This is a genomic window from Frankia sp. R43 (genome assembly GCF_001306465.1).
Classification (GTDB): Bacteria; Actinomycetota; Actinomycetes; order Frankiales; family Frankiaceae; genus Parafrankia; species Parafrankia irregularis.
On the sequence record NZ_LFCW01000006.1, the window covers coordinates 746,001 to 762,036 of the forward strand.

Genomic DNA, 16,036 nt, shown 5'->3' on the forward strand with positions numbered 1-16,036 from the left:
CGGGCTGTGGTGGCCGCTCAGTTCGCCGTGAGCGCGATGGTGGGTTGCTGGGCGCGGAGGAACTGGGCGAGGGAGGCGATGCGCGTCAGTGGGGCCAGGTCCGGCCGTGGCAGGGGATCCTCGCTGAGAAGGCGGGATACCGCTTCACCGACGGCGGTGTGCAGTGGCGAGTCGTCGATGACCGTGTCGTGCAGGAGACGGCCGTCCTGGTGGGCGGTGATCCGGTGCTGGTTGCGGTCGAGCTGCCAGCCGTCCGGGGCAGTGACGGGGTCGAGGTGTGCGGTGAATCTGGTTCGCCCGGCGTGCACGGTGATGTGGCGGTGCCTGTCGTCGGAGGGCCGCCGGCCTCGGCTCCAGTGGCGGTCGCTGACCTGTCCGGTCCTGGGCGCGCCGCCGAGGACGATGGTAGACCCGGTGATCGTCGAGGCGAGTTCGAGGCTTGTGGCATGGCCGTCGACGGCGAGGGTCGATCTTTCGGTCAGCGCGGAGACGAACATGCGCGGGTCGTAGGTGGCGGTCAGCTCGCAGCGCCGCGGGTCGTCGCCGAGGTAGGTGGCCCAGGCGTCGGCGGGCAGAAACTGGCGCAGCGCGGTGAGCATGTGCAGCCATTCGTAGCCGAGCACGCCGTAGGAGCGATCGACGAAGCGACCGCGGGCGATGTCGGCGGTGCGGTCCTTGCTGAACGTGATGCCGATGTGGTCGAGCGGCGCGTCGGGCTCCAGCTCGGCGATGAGTCGACGCAGTGTGTCGAGTGCGCGGCTGTGTCGGTACTGATCGACGAGGGCCAGCCGGGCGCCACGGTGGGCTGCCAGCAACGCGGTCAGCTCCGCGATCTCGTGTCCCTGACAGGCAGGCTTTTCCAGCAGTATCCGTGCCGCCGGGTCTCGGCCCAGGATGGCGCGGAGGACCGGCAGATGATCGGCGGTGGGGCAGCAGATCGACCACAGCGCCACGGCCGACGCGACGGCGTCGGGCAGCCCGTCGATGCCGGAGGTGAAACTACGGAATCCCCGGGGAAGGTCCTGGTGCTTGGGATCGAGGATGGTCAGCGAGGCGCCTGCTTTGGCGAGGATCTCAGAGTGCAGGCGTCCGGCGACGCCGTAGCCGACGACACAGGCGTGCAGCCCGCTGACATCGGACGGGGTGGTGCGGGCATCACCGGTCGGGGCCGGATCGCGGGCTGGCGGTCCCGCGAGGTAGGTGTCGTAGTACGCCTCGTAGAGCCCGGCCGATCGGAGGAGGTCGTCGACGGCCTCGGTGTGCACTCCAGGTGTGAGCTGGTCAGCGGTGCGGCAGAGCCAACCGGTGGCGATCAGCGTGCCGGCTCGGTAGGCGTCGTAACCCTGGTTGGGTATCGCGTCGGCTTCGTACAGGTTGAGTGACCGGCCGTCGCCGAGGACGGTGGCGTGGTGCCCGCCGGCGAGACGGTACCTGCGCCCGATGCCGGGGATGGGCGTGGCCTGTTCTGCGTAGCGGGTGGTGGCCAGCAGGCTGAAGTCCTGGGTGGCGAAGGGCGCGAGGAACACGTCGTCGCGCAGGAGCGCCAGGTCCGCGGTGGTCAGGGCGTCATCCCCCGTGGTGCCAACGATGAGGAACGGGGCTGTCGCGCGTAGTGCATCGGCGACACGGCGGTGGGTGGGGTAGCCCGACTCGGCGGCGAGGATGAGAGCGAGCGGGTCAGTGTCGACGATGTGGACCTGGGCGCCTTGGGCGCGCAGGTTCCCGGCGAGCCGGGAGCCGAGCTCGCCGAAACCGATCACGAGCACCTGGCGTCCGATGATCTTGTGGGCGGCCAGCAGGCTGCGTAGGCGGCGGGCGCAGGAGTCCGCGATCTCCGGGTAGCCGAGCCGGGTCTTGAGCTCGGAGCGGGCGAGATTGAGCACTGGGATCGCCAATGGCCCGGCGGCGGCGATGCGCTTGAGCCCGGAGACGGTCAGCTCGACGGCGGCGTCGACACGCCGGGAGGCGTCCTTGCTGCCATAGCCCTGCGCGATGAACCCGCCGTCGTCGATGACGAGCACCCGGCATCCGGCGGCGTGGGCGCCATCGATGAAGGCATCGACGCCTGCCCGCGCTGCCGCCAGTTCGCTGTGGTGGCTTTCGGGCGCGTTGATGGCCGTGTTGTCCAGGACGGCGCTGGCGATGCCGTGGGCGAGCAGGGTGGCGTGGACCCGGTCGCGCCGCTGGGTGCGGTCACCCTTGGCGAGGGCGTAGATCCTCGATGCGGGGATTCCTGCGCGGTGGATGGCCAGCAGGAAGCCGAGGGTGTTCTCGACGTAGTGATCGCGAAAGATCAGAGCCCAGCATTCGAGGCCGAGATCTGTGGTGGCGTACCGGTCGATGAGCGGGAGATGGGCGCGGATGCGGTCCAGTTCGCCGCTGCTGTGGCGGCGTAGCCGCATCACCAGCTCGTCGATGAGCCGGGCCGCTTCCCGTGCGCCAGCGGGGTGGGAGTCGAGCAGGATCTCAAGGTGCGGTTCGGACTCCAGCGGGTGGGCTTGGGCGTCCGGAACGGGCGGGTAGGTGGCGCGCCAGCGGACTGTGAGGTCCGCTGGCGCGCCACCGCTCAACGGCACGACCGCTGTGTCGGGGTGCGGAAACTCGACCGGCAGTCCGTGCGCGGCGGTGATCTGCACGAGCGCCGCGCGTAGTTCGTCTGGGCTCAGCGGGCCGTGCACGACGCGCCATTCCTGGTCGCGCGGTGCGGCTGTCAGGGCTGGAGTGGTCATGATGTCCCTCGCTGGGGGCGGCGGCGGTGTCAGCGGCGTGCGGTCAGCTCGTGGAGAAGGGCGTCGGTGGCGGCTTGGTGGTCAAGCAGGATGCGCGCGGCCCGGTGGCGATGGAGCCAGAACTCGTCGAGGGCGTCCTGGAACAGGCCCGGCTTGAGGTAGTGCTGCTTGACGCCGTACAGGCTGGTGAGCAGCTGCAGTAGCGCGACCCGGGCGCAGGCGCGGATGTCGTCGGCCGCAGCTCGGGGGTTGGCCTCCAGGTAGCTTTCGATCAGTGTGCGGGCCGTGGCGAGCCAGTCCGTCGTCGTGGCGACGGTGTTGGGGTAGAAGGCGACCCGGCCCAGCTCGTATGCCAGGAAGAACGGGTCCGGCGGCCGGAAGTCGATGACCGCGCGGAGGCGGTCGTCGTCGAAGAGCAGGTTGACCGGGCTGTAGTCGCCGTGCAGGACCTGTGTGGTGAGCGTGGGCAGGTCAGCCAGGAGGCGGGGGATCTCATCGAGAACCTGTCGCCGCTCGGCGAGGGTGCGGACGGCGACGGCGTCGAACGAGTCCACCGGGCCTGTCGCGAGGCGGGCCTCGGCGATGTCCGTGAGGCGGTCGATGGTCGCGGCAAGCTCGGCGACGTCGACGGCGAGCCAGCTGCGTGCCTGCGTGGAGGGTGCGGCGCTCGCGGGCAGGGCCGCGAAGGTGGTGTGGATGAGGCCGAGGGCGTTGCCGGCGCCACGTGCCTGGCCCGCGGTGAGCGCGGTGGTGACGACCTTCCCGGGCATCCATTCCCACACGGATATCGGGTAGGGGGTGCTGGCGTCGATCAGGTGGCCGGCATTGTTACGGAGCAGCTCGGCGACCGGCACACCGTGCTGTCCGCCGAGCGCCGACAGCTCGATCGCGTCGGCCTCGCCGGTCAGGTCGGTGCCTGGAAGGTAGTTCTTAACGAAGACGTCGCCGTCCGCGCACGTCGCCCGGTAGTTGATCGTGCCCTGCCCGATGGGGAGCTGGTCCAGGCGCTGAGGGGTGAGCCCGTAGCTGCGTGTGAGAACGTCAGCGATCAAGGTTGTCGGGTCGGTGGTGAGATCAGTCATCGACGGTGGTCTCCGGTCAGGTGTGGGCGTGGTCGGTGTGGGGGCGGCTCACCCGGGAGCAGTTCCGCGGCGAGTGCCTGGTAGATCTGGCCGATGCGTCTCCACCGGCTGGCCGACTCGCCCGGCGGCCGGCGGGCCGGCGGGCCGGCGGCGTGTCCCGGTGATGTCAGCATCGCCTCGGCGGAGGCCAGCGCTCCGCCGAGGCCGTCCTCGGCGGGTGCCAGCCACCGAGAGTGACCTTGGGTGATTTCTCTTACTGCGGGCAGGTCGGGGGCGATCACCGGTACCCGATAGCAGGTGGCCGTGGTCACCGAACTGGGGTGCAGCACGTCGGCGAAGAAGCCGTAACCTGCGTCGGTCCGGTAGGGGCAGACAGCGGCGTGCGCGGAGGCGTAGAGGTGGCCGGCCTGCTCCGGGGGCACCCGATGCGGATACCAGATCAGCCGGCCGCCGGAACCCGCGACGACGCGCCCAAGATCAGCCGATATCGCGGGATCACGGCTGGCGCCGGCGATGAGCAGCCGTGCACGGTGGGTGTGGGCGAGGAAGGCCGCGGCCGTGGCGGGCACGTCCTTGTACCGGGTGATGTGGCCCATCAGCAGGAATAGCGGCTCGTCGCCGCCTACCTGCTCCACCATCGCGGCGATGGCTCCAGTCGGCGGCTGCCCGGGGTCGTCCAGCCCGGCCCAGCCGACCACCCGCACGTCCGCGCCCGTTCGCGCGCGCAGTGACACCCCGTCGGCGTGCGTGTGGCACAGGACGAGGTCCGCGAGGCCGAGAACCTCCTGGGCCACGGCGTCGTCGGTGTCCGTCACCGCGCCGCCGTCGATCGGGTGGAGATTATGGACCGTCCACACGATGCGCCATCCGGCGCGTCGCAGCCGGGCCAGGGCCGCCAGCAGTTCGGCGGCGGCCCGTGGTGTGCGGACCCCCTCGGCGGGATCGTGGTAAAGCCGCTTGAGCCGGTGAAGGTTCACCACCCCGGGCGGATGTGTCGCCTTCAGGCTCGCGAGGCCCGGGCTGAAATCCAAGGGGAGTGCCGGCGGGGCGTGCCGGTGCAGGTGCGCGAAGTACGGACTCGGCCAGCGCGGATAGTCCGTAATCATCACCCATCGGCGGGTCGGCGTCGTCATGGGCGGTCCTCCAGACCGGAGCGCCACCAGGCGGCGGCGCGGCGGTACCGCACCAGACAGCTCTGCTGGTCGCGGTCGGCACCCGTCCACTCGAACGCGATCTCGACAGACCTGTCGTGACTCAGGGCCCCGAACGTCCGTGCCACGATCCGGTGGCCGGCGCCGGTCAGGCCGTCGCCGTTGTCGCTGACGTGCACGGCCCCGGTATGTGGGACGAGCTGTGACAGGTTTCCGGCAAGAGCGTCGGGGATGGCGGAGCACAACCAGGCGCGGTGGACCTGGTCAGTGTCCATGAGGACTTCGAGCCCCGAAGTGCGTTTGAGGTGCGCGGCGGCTGAGGTGAGCGCGTCCGCCGTGAACCACGCCGGATCATGCAACTCGACCAGCGTGGTCAGCCCGTACGGGGCAGCGAGATCCGGCACCGCCAGGTCGGACCACTGCCATTCGTCGAGGACGCGCCGGGCCAGCAGACGGACCGCGCGGGCTCCCAGCACGGCGGCGGCGCGCCCCAGCCGGTCAAGCTCGGCGCTCGCCTGCTGGTACGTCTCCGTGCCCGGCCGGACGAAGTCGGCCAGGTCGAGGTCCGCGGTGACCATGGTGATCGGCACACCCATCCGGCATCGGCGAGCCCAACGGCTAAGGGTGGCGATGTCGCGTCTGGCGACGTCGAACCCGCGCGGGCCGCCCCGCAGATGCAGAAAGGGAAGCTGGTGAGCTGTCGCGAGTGCGAGCAGGTCCTCCAGCTCGATGTGGCGGATGCCGATGCTGTAGAGCCCGATGGCCGTCGGTGGTGTGCCGGTCATGACCATTCCAGGATCACGAACGGGGCGGCGGGCCGCCGCGACCCGGCCAGCGCGGCGTAGAACGGCCCGGCCTGCTCGCCCGGGATCCGGGCGAACCAGCCCGGCGCACCGTCGGGGTCGACGGTGGCGGTGACCCAGCGCAGCGCTGTCTGGAACATCGCCCGCCGCATCTCGCCATCGTGGCCGGCGAGTTCGTGCATCCCTGCTACGACAGCGCCGTGTCGGTGCACGGCCGCAGCGGACAGGTCCGCCTCCGTTGCCGGCGTTCCCAGCAGCCCGAGAAGCCCGCCCGGCGCTGTCAGTGTCAGAGCCTGCGCTGCTCGTCCGGTGCAGTCGATGACGATCGGTTGCGACGCCGCACGCGGCGGTTCGGCCAGCACGGTGACGCCCGGCAAGGTCGCCAGAGCGGGCCGCGGGTGCTGGGTCACGACCTCGACCTGGGCCACGCCGAGCCGGGCGAGCTCCAGAGCGCAGCCCACCGCGACCGGGCCACCGCCGAGGACCAGGACCGTGCGGTGGGTACGGCAGTGTGCCACCCAACTGTCCAGGCCCAGAGCGGCCATCACCTGGAAGCGGGCAGCCGCGACATGCTCGGCTCGGGCGCCCTGCGGCACGGGCAGCCCACGGGGGTCACGGGGTGCGGCGGCGGCGCCGTGGGGCACGGGGATCAGCAGCTGGTCACCGCTTGGCCGACCGACGATCGTCATGTACCCGGCCTCGTGATCGGCGCCGTTCACCGTGGCGGCCAGGCGTCGCAGTTCGGTCCCGGGGCTGACCACGCTGTAGCACGCGGTCGACCAACCTGGTGGCACCGACACGGGTGGCACGACGACGGCGGCACCGCGCCGGAAGAGGATCCGGGCCCCCGCATGCGTGGACCTGGTCATGGCCACCGTTCCAGGAGGTCGGGGAGTTCCCCCACGTGAGTGATCACTGGGGTGTCGCCTGGCAGGCCATGCGGCCGAGGCCCGGAGCACACCAACGCGGCCCGCATCCCGAAGGCGCGTGGGCCGAGGACGTCCAGGCCGACGGTGTCGCCGACGAACAGGATCATCTCCGGCGGGCATTCGGCTTCGCCCCGGGCAGCGTCGGCGACGGCGGCATAGAACCGGGGGTCGGGTTTAGCGACCGCGAAGTCGCTCGACAGCACGAGGGAGTCGAAACACCCCGCCAGCCCGGCGGCGGCGAGGGTGCGTTGCCGGTGGGCGACCGGCCGCTGGGTGTTGCACGCCAGGACGAGCGTCCGTCCCGTACCGCGAAGCGCCTGGACCGCCCGCGCGGCGCGCGGATCTACGGCACCATCAGGCACGGCCCTCCACAGGGCGGCAACCACCGCTGCCAGGTCCGGTGTCTCGAGGCCCAGACGGCGCCACGCAGCGGTGAGGATCACCTCCCACGGCGTCTGGACACCTCTCCGATACGCGGCCTTGGCCTCGGCCCGAGCCTCCTCGACCGCCTCCTCGAGCCCCGCGGGGCTCGGACGACCCAGACGATGCTCCAGCACGGCCACGACATCGCGCCCGGATGGCGACGGCCCAGGCTCGGCCAGCGTGCCGCCGAAGTCCAGCGCCACCGCGGCCACCGCTCGCTCACCCACGGCTGGCCCCCTCGCGTGCCAGGGACTCGACCGCCGCCGCCAGCACGTCTGGGGTGCCGCGGGCCCACCAGCAGCGCACGGTGGACGCGAGCAGGCGCACCAGCTGCATCCTGCGGCGGACCAGATCCGGGCTTTCCAGGAGCGACAGCGGGTCCGCAGCCGCATCGTCGAGGACCTTGGCCAGCAGATGGCCGCTCGCACGACACAACGCGTTCATTGCCACGCGCTCGTCGCACGCCACCGGCGGTGACCCGAATGCTCCGCCATCGACAGCCACCATCACAATGCCCGCGAGCCTGGGTGCCCCACCGCTGAACCCGGGCAGGCTCACGGCGAGATCCACGAGCTCGCCGTCCTGTTCGGCGAAAGCGAGAGCAGGAAACCAGCGCGTCACGTCAGCGCGCCGTACGACGAAGGCGCGGGTGCCTCCCACCACAACGGCGACGCCCCGGGCGTCGAGTCGTACGAGGCAGGTGTCTCCCGCGACCGGGGACCACCCCATTGATTGGATCATGCCCAGGGCGGTGAGGCTCTTTCCGGCGCCGTGGTCGCCGATCAACAGCATCGCCTGGCCCGCCTTTGCCACCGCGACCCCATGCACGCTCAGTGTTTCGGTACCGAGATGCCCGACGTGGAGCCCAGCGTTGATGATTCGACGGGTGTCGGCCGGCCCTGCCGAGTCGTTGATCCTGAGCGCATCAGGTCCGCCGTGCCCGTCGGCGGGCGGGCCGCAGACACCGGGGATCTGTGCCGAGAGTATGGGCCACCACCTGCCCAGGTGCGGCGCGCCCTTGACTTCCAGACGCGTGCCAGCGCTGCGGATCAACCAGCCCCTGGTCACGGCGCACCCTCCTTGATCCATATGTGAGGTTCGCCGGACGACCTGGGTCGCGTCGTCCGGCTTGGCGTCGACCCGGCTGTGGCCTGGATCTGTCAGCGATCCTGCCGCCGTGGTCACATCCGGGGCAGATGAACATCGAGTGCTCGCAGGCTGTCGCGAACGCGTGCGAGCACTGCGAGGTCATCGAAAACCATGCCGGGATCGGCTCGGGCGACACTGGGGCATCGGCGGGGCAGAAGCGGTCTCGGTTCCTCTACTTGAGCGAGTATCGGCGCCTCGATCTGGCACCAGGTGACTTTTCCTTGTCCGGTGGGTGCCGGATAGTAGGCCGCGGCAATGCTCAACGCTTCCACGACGTGGAGGCCTCGGCCGTTTTCGTCATGGACGTACTGTGTCTGAAGAACGGGTGGCGCTGGATTGCGGTCCCAGACTTCGATGATGAGGCTCGAGGCGGTCCAACTGATACGCATGGCGATGACGGCGGGGCCGGGGTATGTCGGCGTTTCGGTGGCGCGGACGGCGTTGGTGACGATTTCTGACACCAGGAGTGTGCTGGTTTCGATGAGGTCTGGAAGTCCCCAGCTGTCCAACAGGTGGGCTGTCGTGCCCCGTGCCAGGGCCGGGGCGGTCGTGATGGCGGTGAACTGGTGGACGCTTGCCCGCAGGTGGGCGGTCGGCTGCGGGCAAGCGGCGGACGGGAGGTTCACGCTGGATTGGGCAGGGGAAACCGCTGCGTGGTCTGCGTGCCGGGGATGACGAGCACCGTCGCCCCGAGGCTCTCGATCTCCCTCTGGATCGTTCGGCGTACCGCCGGGATCGACGAGAACTGGTGGGGGCCTGCGATCAGGACCCCGCAGCCTTCGGTGCGTAGAAGGGCGTCGAGGATGACGGTGAGGCCAGCGCGGATGATCCGGCCTGGCGGCGTGTTGCGGTCGACGAGGATCTCGCTCAGCGTCAGGCCTTCTGCCTGGGCGTGGGCGGTGAGAAGATCGTGGAGGCGTTCTATCTCGGTTTCGTCGTCGCTTTCCAGCGAGATGTAGCCGTAGAAGGTTTGCGGCACGGAACTCCTTCCATTGGGGCCGGTCGAGGCGGTAGAGCGACAGTGGGTGTGCCGACTCCCGGACTGATCACAGGCGCCATCCAGCACACCCGGCCATGGGGCCAGGTTCTTGCTGCTCCCTGCGGTTAGCCCGCAATTTCCTTTGCTGGTGCGCAGAAGGTCGGGAGGTGGTCGTGATGACGGCGGCTGCCTCCGGCGGGCGCTGGCCGCACTCGACGCGCAGGACGTCGAACCCGGCCTGGATCAGGCGGTCGGTGGCCTGGCGGTAGACGTGGGCCTCGGCGTGGCTGGATCCCGGAGTGCGCTGGAAGCGGTTGTGGGCACCGCGGTCGCTGAAGCGGCGGGCGATGATGCCGGGGTCGGCTTCGAGGATGACCATTCGACCGCGGACGTTCCGGCGGCCCAGCCGCGGGCCTCGGCGCCGCTACCTGCGCAGGTGATGCCTTCGTCATGCATCGGTCCGTGTCCTTCGCAGGGCCGGGGCTGCCGGTCCGGTGGCCCGCGACCGCTCTGCCTGGCGCTTCCGTGGGAACGTGCACGATGCGCTCCTCTGCTGGACCGGGAATCCGGAGTGTTCTCGCCGCGCTAGGGATATGACACACTCCGCGCCAGACCTGTGACAGATCGAGAACTGTTCCCACCCTGGGTGGGAACAGTTCCCACTCACCCGACACGGCCGGCATGAGGGGAGCCACCGTGCAGACTGACAACGCGAAAGGCCGGCCAGCTCGTGCCCGGTACCACGCCCAGGCCCAGGCGCTGAGGGAGGCACGCCAGGCGGAGATCTCCGGATTGGCACGCGCGATGAGCACCGCGTGGCGCACCGTCGACCGGGCCACAGTTCGAGACGCTATCCAGGGTCACCGGGGCGGGAAACCAGTCCCTCTGCCCACGTTGGAAATATCCGAAGGCCTCGACCGCGCGTTGGAAGCGGACGGTGAGCTGCTGGCGCTCTGGCAGTCAGCGGTGATGGAGGACACCGCCATCCGCATCCGCCTTCCCATCCCCGCGGATGGACTTCCCCCCACCGCGGGGATCACAGTGGAACCACACCGACCCGAGGAGGTGAGAGCGACGGACAGACGCGACGTGCTCCGTTTGGGCGTAGCAGCTCCCACCATGGCCGCTGCTCTCGCCCTCGCCGAAAATGCGTCCCATGCGCTTTCGGCCCAACCGTCAGAATGGACGGTCGCCCAGCTCGACGAAGGCACCACCGCCATCGCCGAGTCCTACTGGTCCACGCCCCACGACCAGCTCCTCGCGACTCTCCTCGACTGCTACCAGCAGGCCGAGTCGATCGGCCGCGCCACCCGCCTGCCCGCAGCCCAGGCACGGATCTCCGGGATCGCCGGCCAATACGCCTACTACCTCGCCCGCCTCGGCTACCACTCCGGTGACCGCAGGCTCGCGACAGCCTTCGGAGTCGTCGCCGAGCAGTACGCCGCCGCCGCCGAGGACCCGTTGCTGTCCGGCGCCGTCGCTGGTCTTCGCTCGTGCAGCGCGTTCAACGCCAGCCGCTACGCCGAAGCGGCGCGGGTCGCAGAAGCCGCCCTACGCGCTCCCGATGTTCACGAGTACACCGCGCCCCGCCTCGCCGCCTACCTCGCGTCCGCGGAGGCGGCAGCCGGCCGACCACCGCGCGCACGTGCCGCGCTCGAGCGGATGAACGAACTCCCACTCCCGGCAACCCGGCTCCCCGGACCCGGCCACTTCGACCCCGCCGAACGCACGCTCTACCACGCACTCACCCTCGCCGAGCTCGACGACCCCGTAGCCCCCCATCACGCGCAGAACGCGATCGAAATCTACCCGTCCGAGCACGTGGAAGGATCCGCGCTCGCTTGGTGCGCCCTGGCCCGCGGTCTCAGCCAGGACGACCCCGGACAAGCCGCTAACGCCGCAGTCCACGCCCTGACCCTGTCCAACACCTGGCCCGCGGCCACCGTCGTCCAGCGAGCCCGCCGTGTCCACGCCCAGCTCACCGTCGACCACCGGCATGCCCCGGAAGTCATCGCGCTCGGCAAGAAGCTCGACATTCCCGCCACAATCGTCTGATAGATACCCCCAGGCTCAGGGTTTGACGATCTTCCGGGGAGAACGGTCGGTTACCTGATCTTCGCCGTGGGCGTGTCCTTGCGGCGCGGACACCTGTGGTCTGGGTTGCCCTCGGTAGGACGGGAAAACGGTGGGGCGGGCACGATGAGTTCTTGTGACGGGCCTGGAGGGCATGGGCGGGACGGCATGCAGCAGCCGGGTCTGTTCGGCGTCGACCGGTGAGGTGATGGCTGCCGAGCCGGTGCTGATGGCGTTGCACGCCGAGTACTACGAGCTGATCTGGCAGGGGCTGAAGACGCACGAGTTCCGGCGCCGGTTCCTGGAGGGCCGCCCGGTTCGCTGGTTTGTCTACCTGAACGCGCCGGTGTCGCGGCTGGCGGCGGTCATCGATCTGGGGCCGGCGGTGGTGGATGCGCCGGAGCGGGTCGCGGCGATCGCGGAGCGGGCCCGGGTGGGTAACGGCGCGAGCGTGTTGGAGTACGTGCGGGACCTGGAGCGGGCCTTCGCGATTCCGATCCTGGGTGTCACCGAGTACTCGGGCCGGTCCGTCGAGGAGCTGCGGACCGAGCCGGGTGGGTTCCATCCGCCGCAGGGTTATGTCCGGTTGAGGGGGCATCCGCGGCTGTTGGCGGTGTGCGAGAAGATCGCGGCGGACAGCCCGCTGCGCGAGATGTCCGTGCATCATCACTGATGCCGCCGCGGTGGCGGCGCCGGATCCCCCTGGAGGGATATCCGGCTATGACTGCGATGCACGGCCGGACGAGAGTGTACGGGCCGATGCCTGCGCTACGAAGCGGGATTCTCCGCTGCCTTATGCTGGCATCGCGGTCCGACCACAACATCTCGCACTTCTCGTTATGCGATGCCGCTACTGGTTGTGGTTGCCGTTGGATGTGGCTGTGCAGGATGAACGTGTCAATCGAGAGGAATTGCCTGGTGGACGCGACGCTGACGAGGGAAACCCACACGTCCGGAGGGATGGTACGGCGGGCGCCGCGCCATCGGCGGTCCGTGACGAGGGCCTTCACCGTCGGCGGTGCCTACGGTTTCCTCATCACCTCGGTGCATGCCGATGGGTCGCTGGCGGACATTCATCTGATCATGGCGAAGCAGGGGTCCACGCTGAGGGGGATGGCGGAGACCATCTCGTCGGCGATCTCGACGGGTCTGGCGCATGGTGTGCCGCTGGCGACGTTCGTCGCGCAGTTCACCGGCCTGCGGTTCGAGCCGTCGGGCGTGACCGACGATCCTGAGATCCCGCAGGCGATGTCGATCATCGACTATGTGGTGCGGCGTCTGGCGCTGGATTTCCCACCGGCGGGCGGCTCTGCCCGGGGAAAGTTCTAGCCGGCGTCGGCTCGTCAGGCTTCCCCGCGGTCCGCTTGGGGAGCCACCTGTTTCTGCCTGGCCGGGGTCTGCGCGGAGCTCGTCGCGGACCCCGGCCAGCTCGGACGAGTCGTGTGTGGCGGGTGGCGGTCGAGCGGGTCCGTCCGCGGGATCGGCAGCGGCGCCGGATGGCTTTACGTCGGCGCAGACAGTGTGATCACGAGGCGGTCTGCTTCGCGGGTCAGCGGGCCGGCCAGGTCCGGGTGGTCGCCGTGGTGGCTGGTCATTCTCAGGAGTTCGGCGCACATGAACAGCCGGGCCAGGGCGCCGGATCGGCACGACAGGTCCTCGGTGAACAGGTCCGACACCCGGGTGGCGACCGTGGGGACGAGGAGCGAGAACGCCAACAGGGTCGCGGCGTCGAGCCCGCGCGGTCCCAGGCCCCAGCCCTCCCAGTCCAACAGGACCATGCGCGGGGCGGTCAGGTTCGCCCAGTGCACATCGGCGTGCGCCGGCACCCACTCGTCCACCCTCGGGTCCACGGCCGGGCCGGCGTACTCGGAGATCCTCCTGTCGATCAGGTCCTGCCGGACCGCGACGCGGGTCGTGGTCGCCCCGGCGAGTGCGGTGAGTGATCCGCGCAGGGTCTCCCACCATCCGTCGGACAGGCCCTGCGGTTCTGTCCGCAGTTCCGGTGTGGAGCTGACCGTGGGTGCTTTGACGCGGGTCGTCTCGTCGGCCCGCCACACCAGGTCCCGTGAGGAGTCGGCCCACCGCACGGACCCCAATAGTTGGGGTTTCGACACGCCGGTGAGGACGGAGGCGCATTCCTCCCCGGCCCAGATCCGTTCGTTGATCCGTGACACGGGACGGAATTGGATCTTGACCCAGGTTCCCCGGTCGGTGCCGAATCCGACCGATTTACCGCCCCATCCGAAGGCCGGATGCGCACGGTCCAGATCCACGCGGAGCGCTGCCGTGCAGTGGTCGAGTACGTCCGGGACGGGGGTTTCCCGCAGATCGAGCACCGTCATCCCTCGATGCTCACCTGGGACCGGCGCGCGATCTCCAGTGGGTTCGGTCAGGGCATGTAGCCGGCTGGCGCGGTCGGGGCCGTGACGGGCAGCCCCCACCGGACGGCGGCCACGCGCCGTACCTGTGCCGCCTGTTCGAGGGCGGGCTGGCCCCAGCCGAGCAGGCCGGGCGCGCAGGCCAGCGAGGTCATCAATCGCCGGTAGGTCCGCCCTCCGTCCGGGTCCGGACGCCGGGTGTCGAACCGGCTGATCCTCGCCGTCATCCGGACCTGCGCGTACGGGGCCCGGCCGGGCCGGTGTACCTCCTGGAAGCCGAGGTAGACGGGCTGGAGGATCTCGACCTGGCTCTCCTCCCGTGCTTCGCGCACGAGGGTGTCGACCAGCCCGCGGTCACGGTCCTCGGGGGTTCCTCCGGGCAGGTTGTGCCAGCCGTCGATGTCCTGGAGCAGCACGCGGCCGGTGGTGTCGAGGAGCCATCCGTAGACCTGTGTCACGGGGAGGTGCGGCGGGACTATCGCCCGTGGCCACCACCGAAACGCCGCACCGTCGTCACCCATCTGGTGACCGTAGACGGATCCTGCGCCGGCCGGCCGAGTAGGCGCCGGAAAGAAGCCGGTCTCGGTGGGAATGTCGGCCGGCCGTCGCGCGGGCTTTCGGGTGACGGTTGTGGCCTGGTGCGATCGGTGTGGGTCGGTTCGCGGCCGAGGTCCTCGCGTCCGCTGGCCTTCTCCAAGCCTCGGGGATCCGTCCGTTCATCCGCGCTGCTCGGGATCTGCGACGACCCTCGCGCTGGTGATCTTGTCCCCCGTTGGGGGACAAGATCACTATCGATGGTGTGGCATCGCGCACCTCGGGCGATCACATGCGGACGGCCTGCCACTCCCGTCTTGTTCCAGAGAAGGACGGTCACTCCCAGCCGAGGACGACCTGGGCACGCGCCGCCGTGACCATCTGGCCGGGTCGTGGGGTGTCCCCGGCGCTGGAGGGTGGGTGGATCCGGATGCGGGGATCGGGGCCTTCACGGCGCTGGCTGTCCCAGATCTGGACGTCGTAGGCGAGCAGGTCGGCGGTCCGGTGTCGGTCGGGGCCGTAGGCGGCGGCCCGAATCTCCACGGTGTTGTCGGGGTGGGGTTCGAGGTCGAGGAAGGTGAGGGTGTCTCGGGTCCACACCGCCGACACGCCGCCGGGGTACGGGGAGCCGAGCGGTGCCCGTTGGTCGCTGACGGTCTCGAGGTACAGCCGGCCGTAGACCGGCTGGGTGGTGGCGAGCGCCAGGTCCAGGCGCGGGATCAGGAGGGCGGGCAGGGTCACACCGGTCCGGACGAGGTGCTGGGGTCCGCGGACGGCGTCCCGGAGCGCGGCGGGGTCCACGTCGTGGCCGGCGGCGTCGAGGCGTGCCCTGGCGGTGAGGAACACCGCGGTGCGCCGGGGGCGTGGGGTGTGTCCGGGGACGGGCCGGATCGAGTCGGAGACGAGCAGGTCGCGGTCCCGGGTGAACGCCACCGTGCGTTCGAGGCCGCGTAGGCGCAGCGGGAGGACGAGCCGTCCGCCGTCGGCAACCTCCCGGGCCAGCGCCGGGTGGATGCCGGTCGGGTCGTGCAGCAGGACACGGTCGTAGGGCAGGTGCGGTCGGGCTGTGAGGTCCCCACCGACCACCGTGATGTTGCTGTGGCACAGAGTGTGCAGGCCGGTGGTGTTGCCGCGGATCGCGGCGGGGTCGAAGTCGGTGGTCAGGACGGTGCCGCAGCGGCCCGTCAGCACGGACAACAGCGCCGTGCTGTAGCCGTCCGGGGCTCCGATCTCCAGGATCCGGTCGCCGGGCTGGACGTCGAGCTGGTCGAGCATCACCGTGACCGTGGCGGGCGTCGACGCCCACGCCTCGTACCCGCGCCGGGCGGCGGCGCGGTGCGTCTCCTCGGCGGGGAGGCCGGGCAGGAAGCGCTCGCGTGGCACGGTCCGCAGCGCCGCCTGCACCGGCGCGGACAGCGGTGTCGTGGCGAGGATCCGCTCGACCATCGCCGCGCGCGGCGCCCGGGTCGACGTGTTCGCCGTGCCGCCGGCGGTCATGGCGCCGTGGGCAGCAGGTCGTCGAAGTCGCCGTCTTTCGCCGCCTGCACGAAGTTGGCGAGCGCGGCCGGTGAGCTGCGCAGCGCCGGGCCGAGACCAGAGCGGATCAGGACGCGGGTGCCGTCGACTGCCACCTCGAGGACGTCGGAGGCCGGGTGCGCGGGGTGGGAGGGCCGCCGCCACTCCAGCGTGGAGAGAACCGGGGTGTTGGTGAGGGATCGGGACACGGTTTCCTTCGCTCAGGCGGGTGAGGGGACGGCCGGCCTCGCGCCGCGCGGGACAGCGTGGGCCTGGCCGGATGGTGGGAGG

General features: G+C 70.3%; 17 protein-coding genes. 3 read left to right on the forward strand and 14 right to left on the reverse strand.

The features are described 5' to 3' along the window. Positions 1-17: 17 nt before the first annotated feature. From ACG83_RS27540 to ACG83_RS27585, 10 genes are all read right to left on the reverse strand, one after another. Positions 18-2,729: a hypothetical protein gene (locus ACG83_RS27540; RefSeq protein ID WP_083473596.1), complete on the reverse strand. Its 2,712-nt coding sequence runs from the start codon at positions 2,727-2,729 to the stop codon at positions 18-20. A gap of 29 nt (positions 2,730-2,758) precedes the next feature. Next, the gene (locus ACG83_RS27545) at positions 2,759-3,811 is read right to left on the reverse strand and encodes a phosphotransferase enzyme family protein (protein ID WP_054569098.1); all 1,053 of its coding nucleotides are present in this window, start codon (positions 3,809-3,811) and stop codon (positions 2,759-2,761) included. Next, a complete protein-coding gene (locus ACG83_RS27550; protein ID WP_054569099.1) occupies positions 3,808-4,944 on the reverse strand; it encodes a glycosyltransferase in 1,137 nt (378 codons plus the stop codon). Before ACG83_RS27550 ends, ACG83_RS27545 begins: the two co-directional genes overlap by 4 nt. Beyond that, on the reverse strand, positions 4,941-5,747 hold the full coding sequence (locus ACG83_RS27555) for a hypothetical protein (RefSeq protein ID WP_054569100.1): 807 nt from the start codon (positions 5,745-5,747) through the stop codon (positions 4,941-4,943). Before ACG83_RS27555 ends, ACG83_RS27550 begins: the two co-directional genes overlap by 4 nt. Continuing rightward, entirely contained in the window at positions 5,744-6,634 is an 891-nt protein-coding gene (locus ACG83_RS27560) for a hypothetical protein (RefSeq protein WP_054569101.1), read from the reverse strand. The genes ACG83_RS27555 and ACG83_RS27560 overlap by 4 nt, the downstream gene beginning before the upstream one ends. Continuing rightward, entirely contained in the window at positions 6,631-7,344 is a 714-nt protein-coding gene (locus tag ACG83_RS27565) for an HAD family hydrolase (RefSeq protein ID WP_054569102.1), read from the reverse strand. Before ACG83_RS27565 ends, ACG83_RS27560 begins: the two co-directional genes overlap by 4 nt. Next, positions 7,337-8,185: a hypothetical protein gene (locus ACG83_RS44590; protein ID WP_054569103.1), complete on the reverse strand. Its 849-nt coding sequence runs from the start codon at positions 8,183-8,185 to the stop codon at positions 7,337-7,339. Before ACG83_RS44590 ends, ACG83_RS27565 begins: the two co-directional genes overlap by 8 nt. 113 nt (positions 8,186-8,298) lie before the next feature. Continuing rightward, on the reverse strand, positions 8,299-8,892 hold the full coding sequence (locus ACG83_RS27575) for an ATP-binding protein (protein ID WP_054569104.1): 594 nt from the start codon (positions 8,890-8,892) through the stop codon (positions 8,299-8,301). Beyond that, the gene (locus ACG83_RS27580) at positions 8,889-9,245 is read right to left on the reverse strand and encodes a hypothetical protein (RefSeq protein WP_054569105.1); all 357 of its coding nucleotides are present in this window, start codon (positions 9,243-9,245) and stop codon (positions 8,889-8,891) included. The genes ACG83_RS27575 and ACG83_RS27580 overlap by 4 nt, the downstream gene beginning before the upstream one ends. Before the next feature lie 67 nt (positions 9,246-9,312). Beyond that, a complete protein-coding gene (locus tag ACG83_RS27585) occupies positions 9,313-9,624 on the reverse strand; it encodes a hypothetical protein (protein ID WP_054569106.1) in 312 nt (103 codons plus the stop codon). A 317-nt stretch (positions 9,625-9,941) separates the two neighbouring features. Between ACG83_RS27585 and ACG83_RS27590 the strand changes: the two genes are divergently transcribed. From ACG83_RS27590 to ACG83_RS27600, 3 genes are all read left to right on the forward strand, one after another. After that, positions 9,942-11,300 carry a hypothetical protein gene (locus ACG83_RS27590; RefSeq protein WP_152991527.1) on the forward strand — a complete coding sequence of 453 codons (1,359 nt, stop codon included), beginning with the start codon at positions 9,942-9,944 and terminating at the stop codon, positions 11,298-11,300. Positions 11,301-11,454: 154 nt separating this feature from the next. After that, positions 11,455-11,991, forward strand: coding sequence for a hypothetical protein (locus tag ACG83_RS27595; protein WP_200931383.1), 537 nt, complete (start codon positions 11,455-11,457; stop codon positions 11,989-11,991). 245 nt (positions 11,992-12,236) lie between these two features. Further along, on the forward strand, positions 12,237-12,647 hold the full coding sequence (locus tag ACG83_RS27600; protein ID WP_193209794.1) for a ribonucleotide reductase: 411 nt from the start codon (positions 12,237-12,239) through the stop codon (positions 12,645-12,647). Between the two features lie 173 nt (positions 12,648-12,820). Here the strand turns inward: ACG83_RS27600 and ACG83_RS27605 are convergent, their stop codons facing one another. The 4 genes from ACG83_RS27605 to ACG83_RS27620 form a co-directional block, all read right to left on the reverse strand. Continuing rightward, a complete protein-coding gene (locus tag ACG83_RS27605) occupies positions 12,821-13,660 on the reverse strand; it encodes a hypothetical protein (RefSeq protein ID WP_054569108.1) in 840 nt (279 codons plus the stop codon). Positions 13,661-13,707: 47 nt separating this feature from the next. Beyond that, positions 13,708-14,217, reverse strand: a complete 510-nt coding sequence (locus ACG83_RS27610) for an NUDIX hydrolase (RefSeq protein WP_054569109.1) — start codon at positions 14,215-14,217, stop codon at positions 13,708-13,710. A 349-nt stretch (positions 14,218-14,566) separates the two neighbouring features. Further along, positions 14,567-15,727 (reverse strand): hypothetical protein, encoded by a 1,161-nt coding sequence (locus ACG83_RS27615; RefSeq protein WP_054569110.1) that lies wholly within the window; start codon positions 15,725-15,727, stop codon positions 14,567-14,569. Continuing rightward, positions 15,724-15,954, reverse strand: a complete 231-nt coding sequence (locus tag ACG83_RS27620) for a DUF397 domain-containing protein (protein WP_063793211.1) — start codon at positions 15,952-15,954, stop codon at positions 15,724-15,726. The genes ACG83_RS27615 and ACG83_RS27620 overlap by 4 nt, the downstream gene beginning before the upstream one ends. Positions 15,955-16,036 lie beyond the last annotated feature (82 nt).

What these genes read in the sequence shown, in the direction of transcription:
- ACG83_RS27560 (WP_054569101.1), bottom strand. Translation starts at nt 6,634, where the DNA reads ATGACCAGGTCCACGCATGCGGGGGCCCGGATCCTCTTCCGGCGCGGT.
- ACG83_RS27605 (WP_054569108.1), bottom strand. Translation starts at nt 13,660, where the DNA reads ATGACGGTGCTCGATCTGCGGGAAACCCCCGTCCCGGACGTACTCGAC.
- ACG83_RS27555 (WP_054569100.1), bottom strand. Translation starts at nt 5,747, where the DNA reads ATGACCGGCACACCACCGACGGCCATCGGGCTCTACAGCATCGGCATC.
- ACG83_RS27585 (WP_054569106.1), bottom strand. Translation starts at nt 9,624, where the DNA reads ATGGTCATCCTCGAAGCCGACCCCGGCATCATCGCCCGCCGCTTCAGC.
- ACG83_RS27550 (WP_054569099.1), bottom strand. Translation starts at nt 4,944, where the DNA reads ATGACGACGCCGACCCGCCGATGGGTGATGATTACGGACTATCCGCGC.
- ACG83_RS27545 (WP_054569098.1), bottom strand. Translation starts at nt 3,811, where the DNA reads ATGACTGATCTCACCACCGACCCGACAACCTTGATCGCTGACGTTCTC.
- ACG83_RS27540 (WP_083473596.1), bottom strand. Translation starts at nt 2,729, where the DNA reads ATGACCACTCCAGCCCTGACAGCCGCACCGCGCGACCAGGAATGGCGC.
- ACG83_RS27615 (WP_054569110.1), bottom strand. Translation starts at nt 15,727, where the DNA reads ATGACCGCCGGCGGCACGGCGAACACGTCGACCCGGGCGCCGCGCGCG.
- ACG83_RS27610 (WP_054569109.1), bottom strand. Translation starts at nt 14,217, where the DNA reads ATGGGTGACGACGGTGCGGCGTTTCGGTGGTGGCCACGGGCGATAGTC.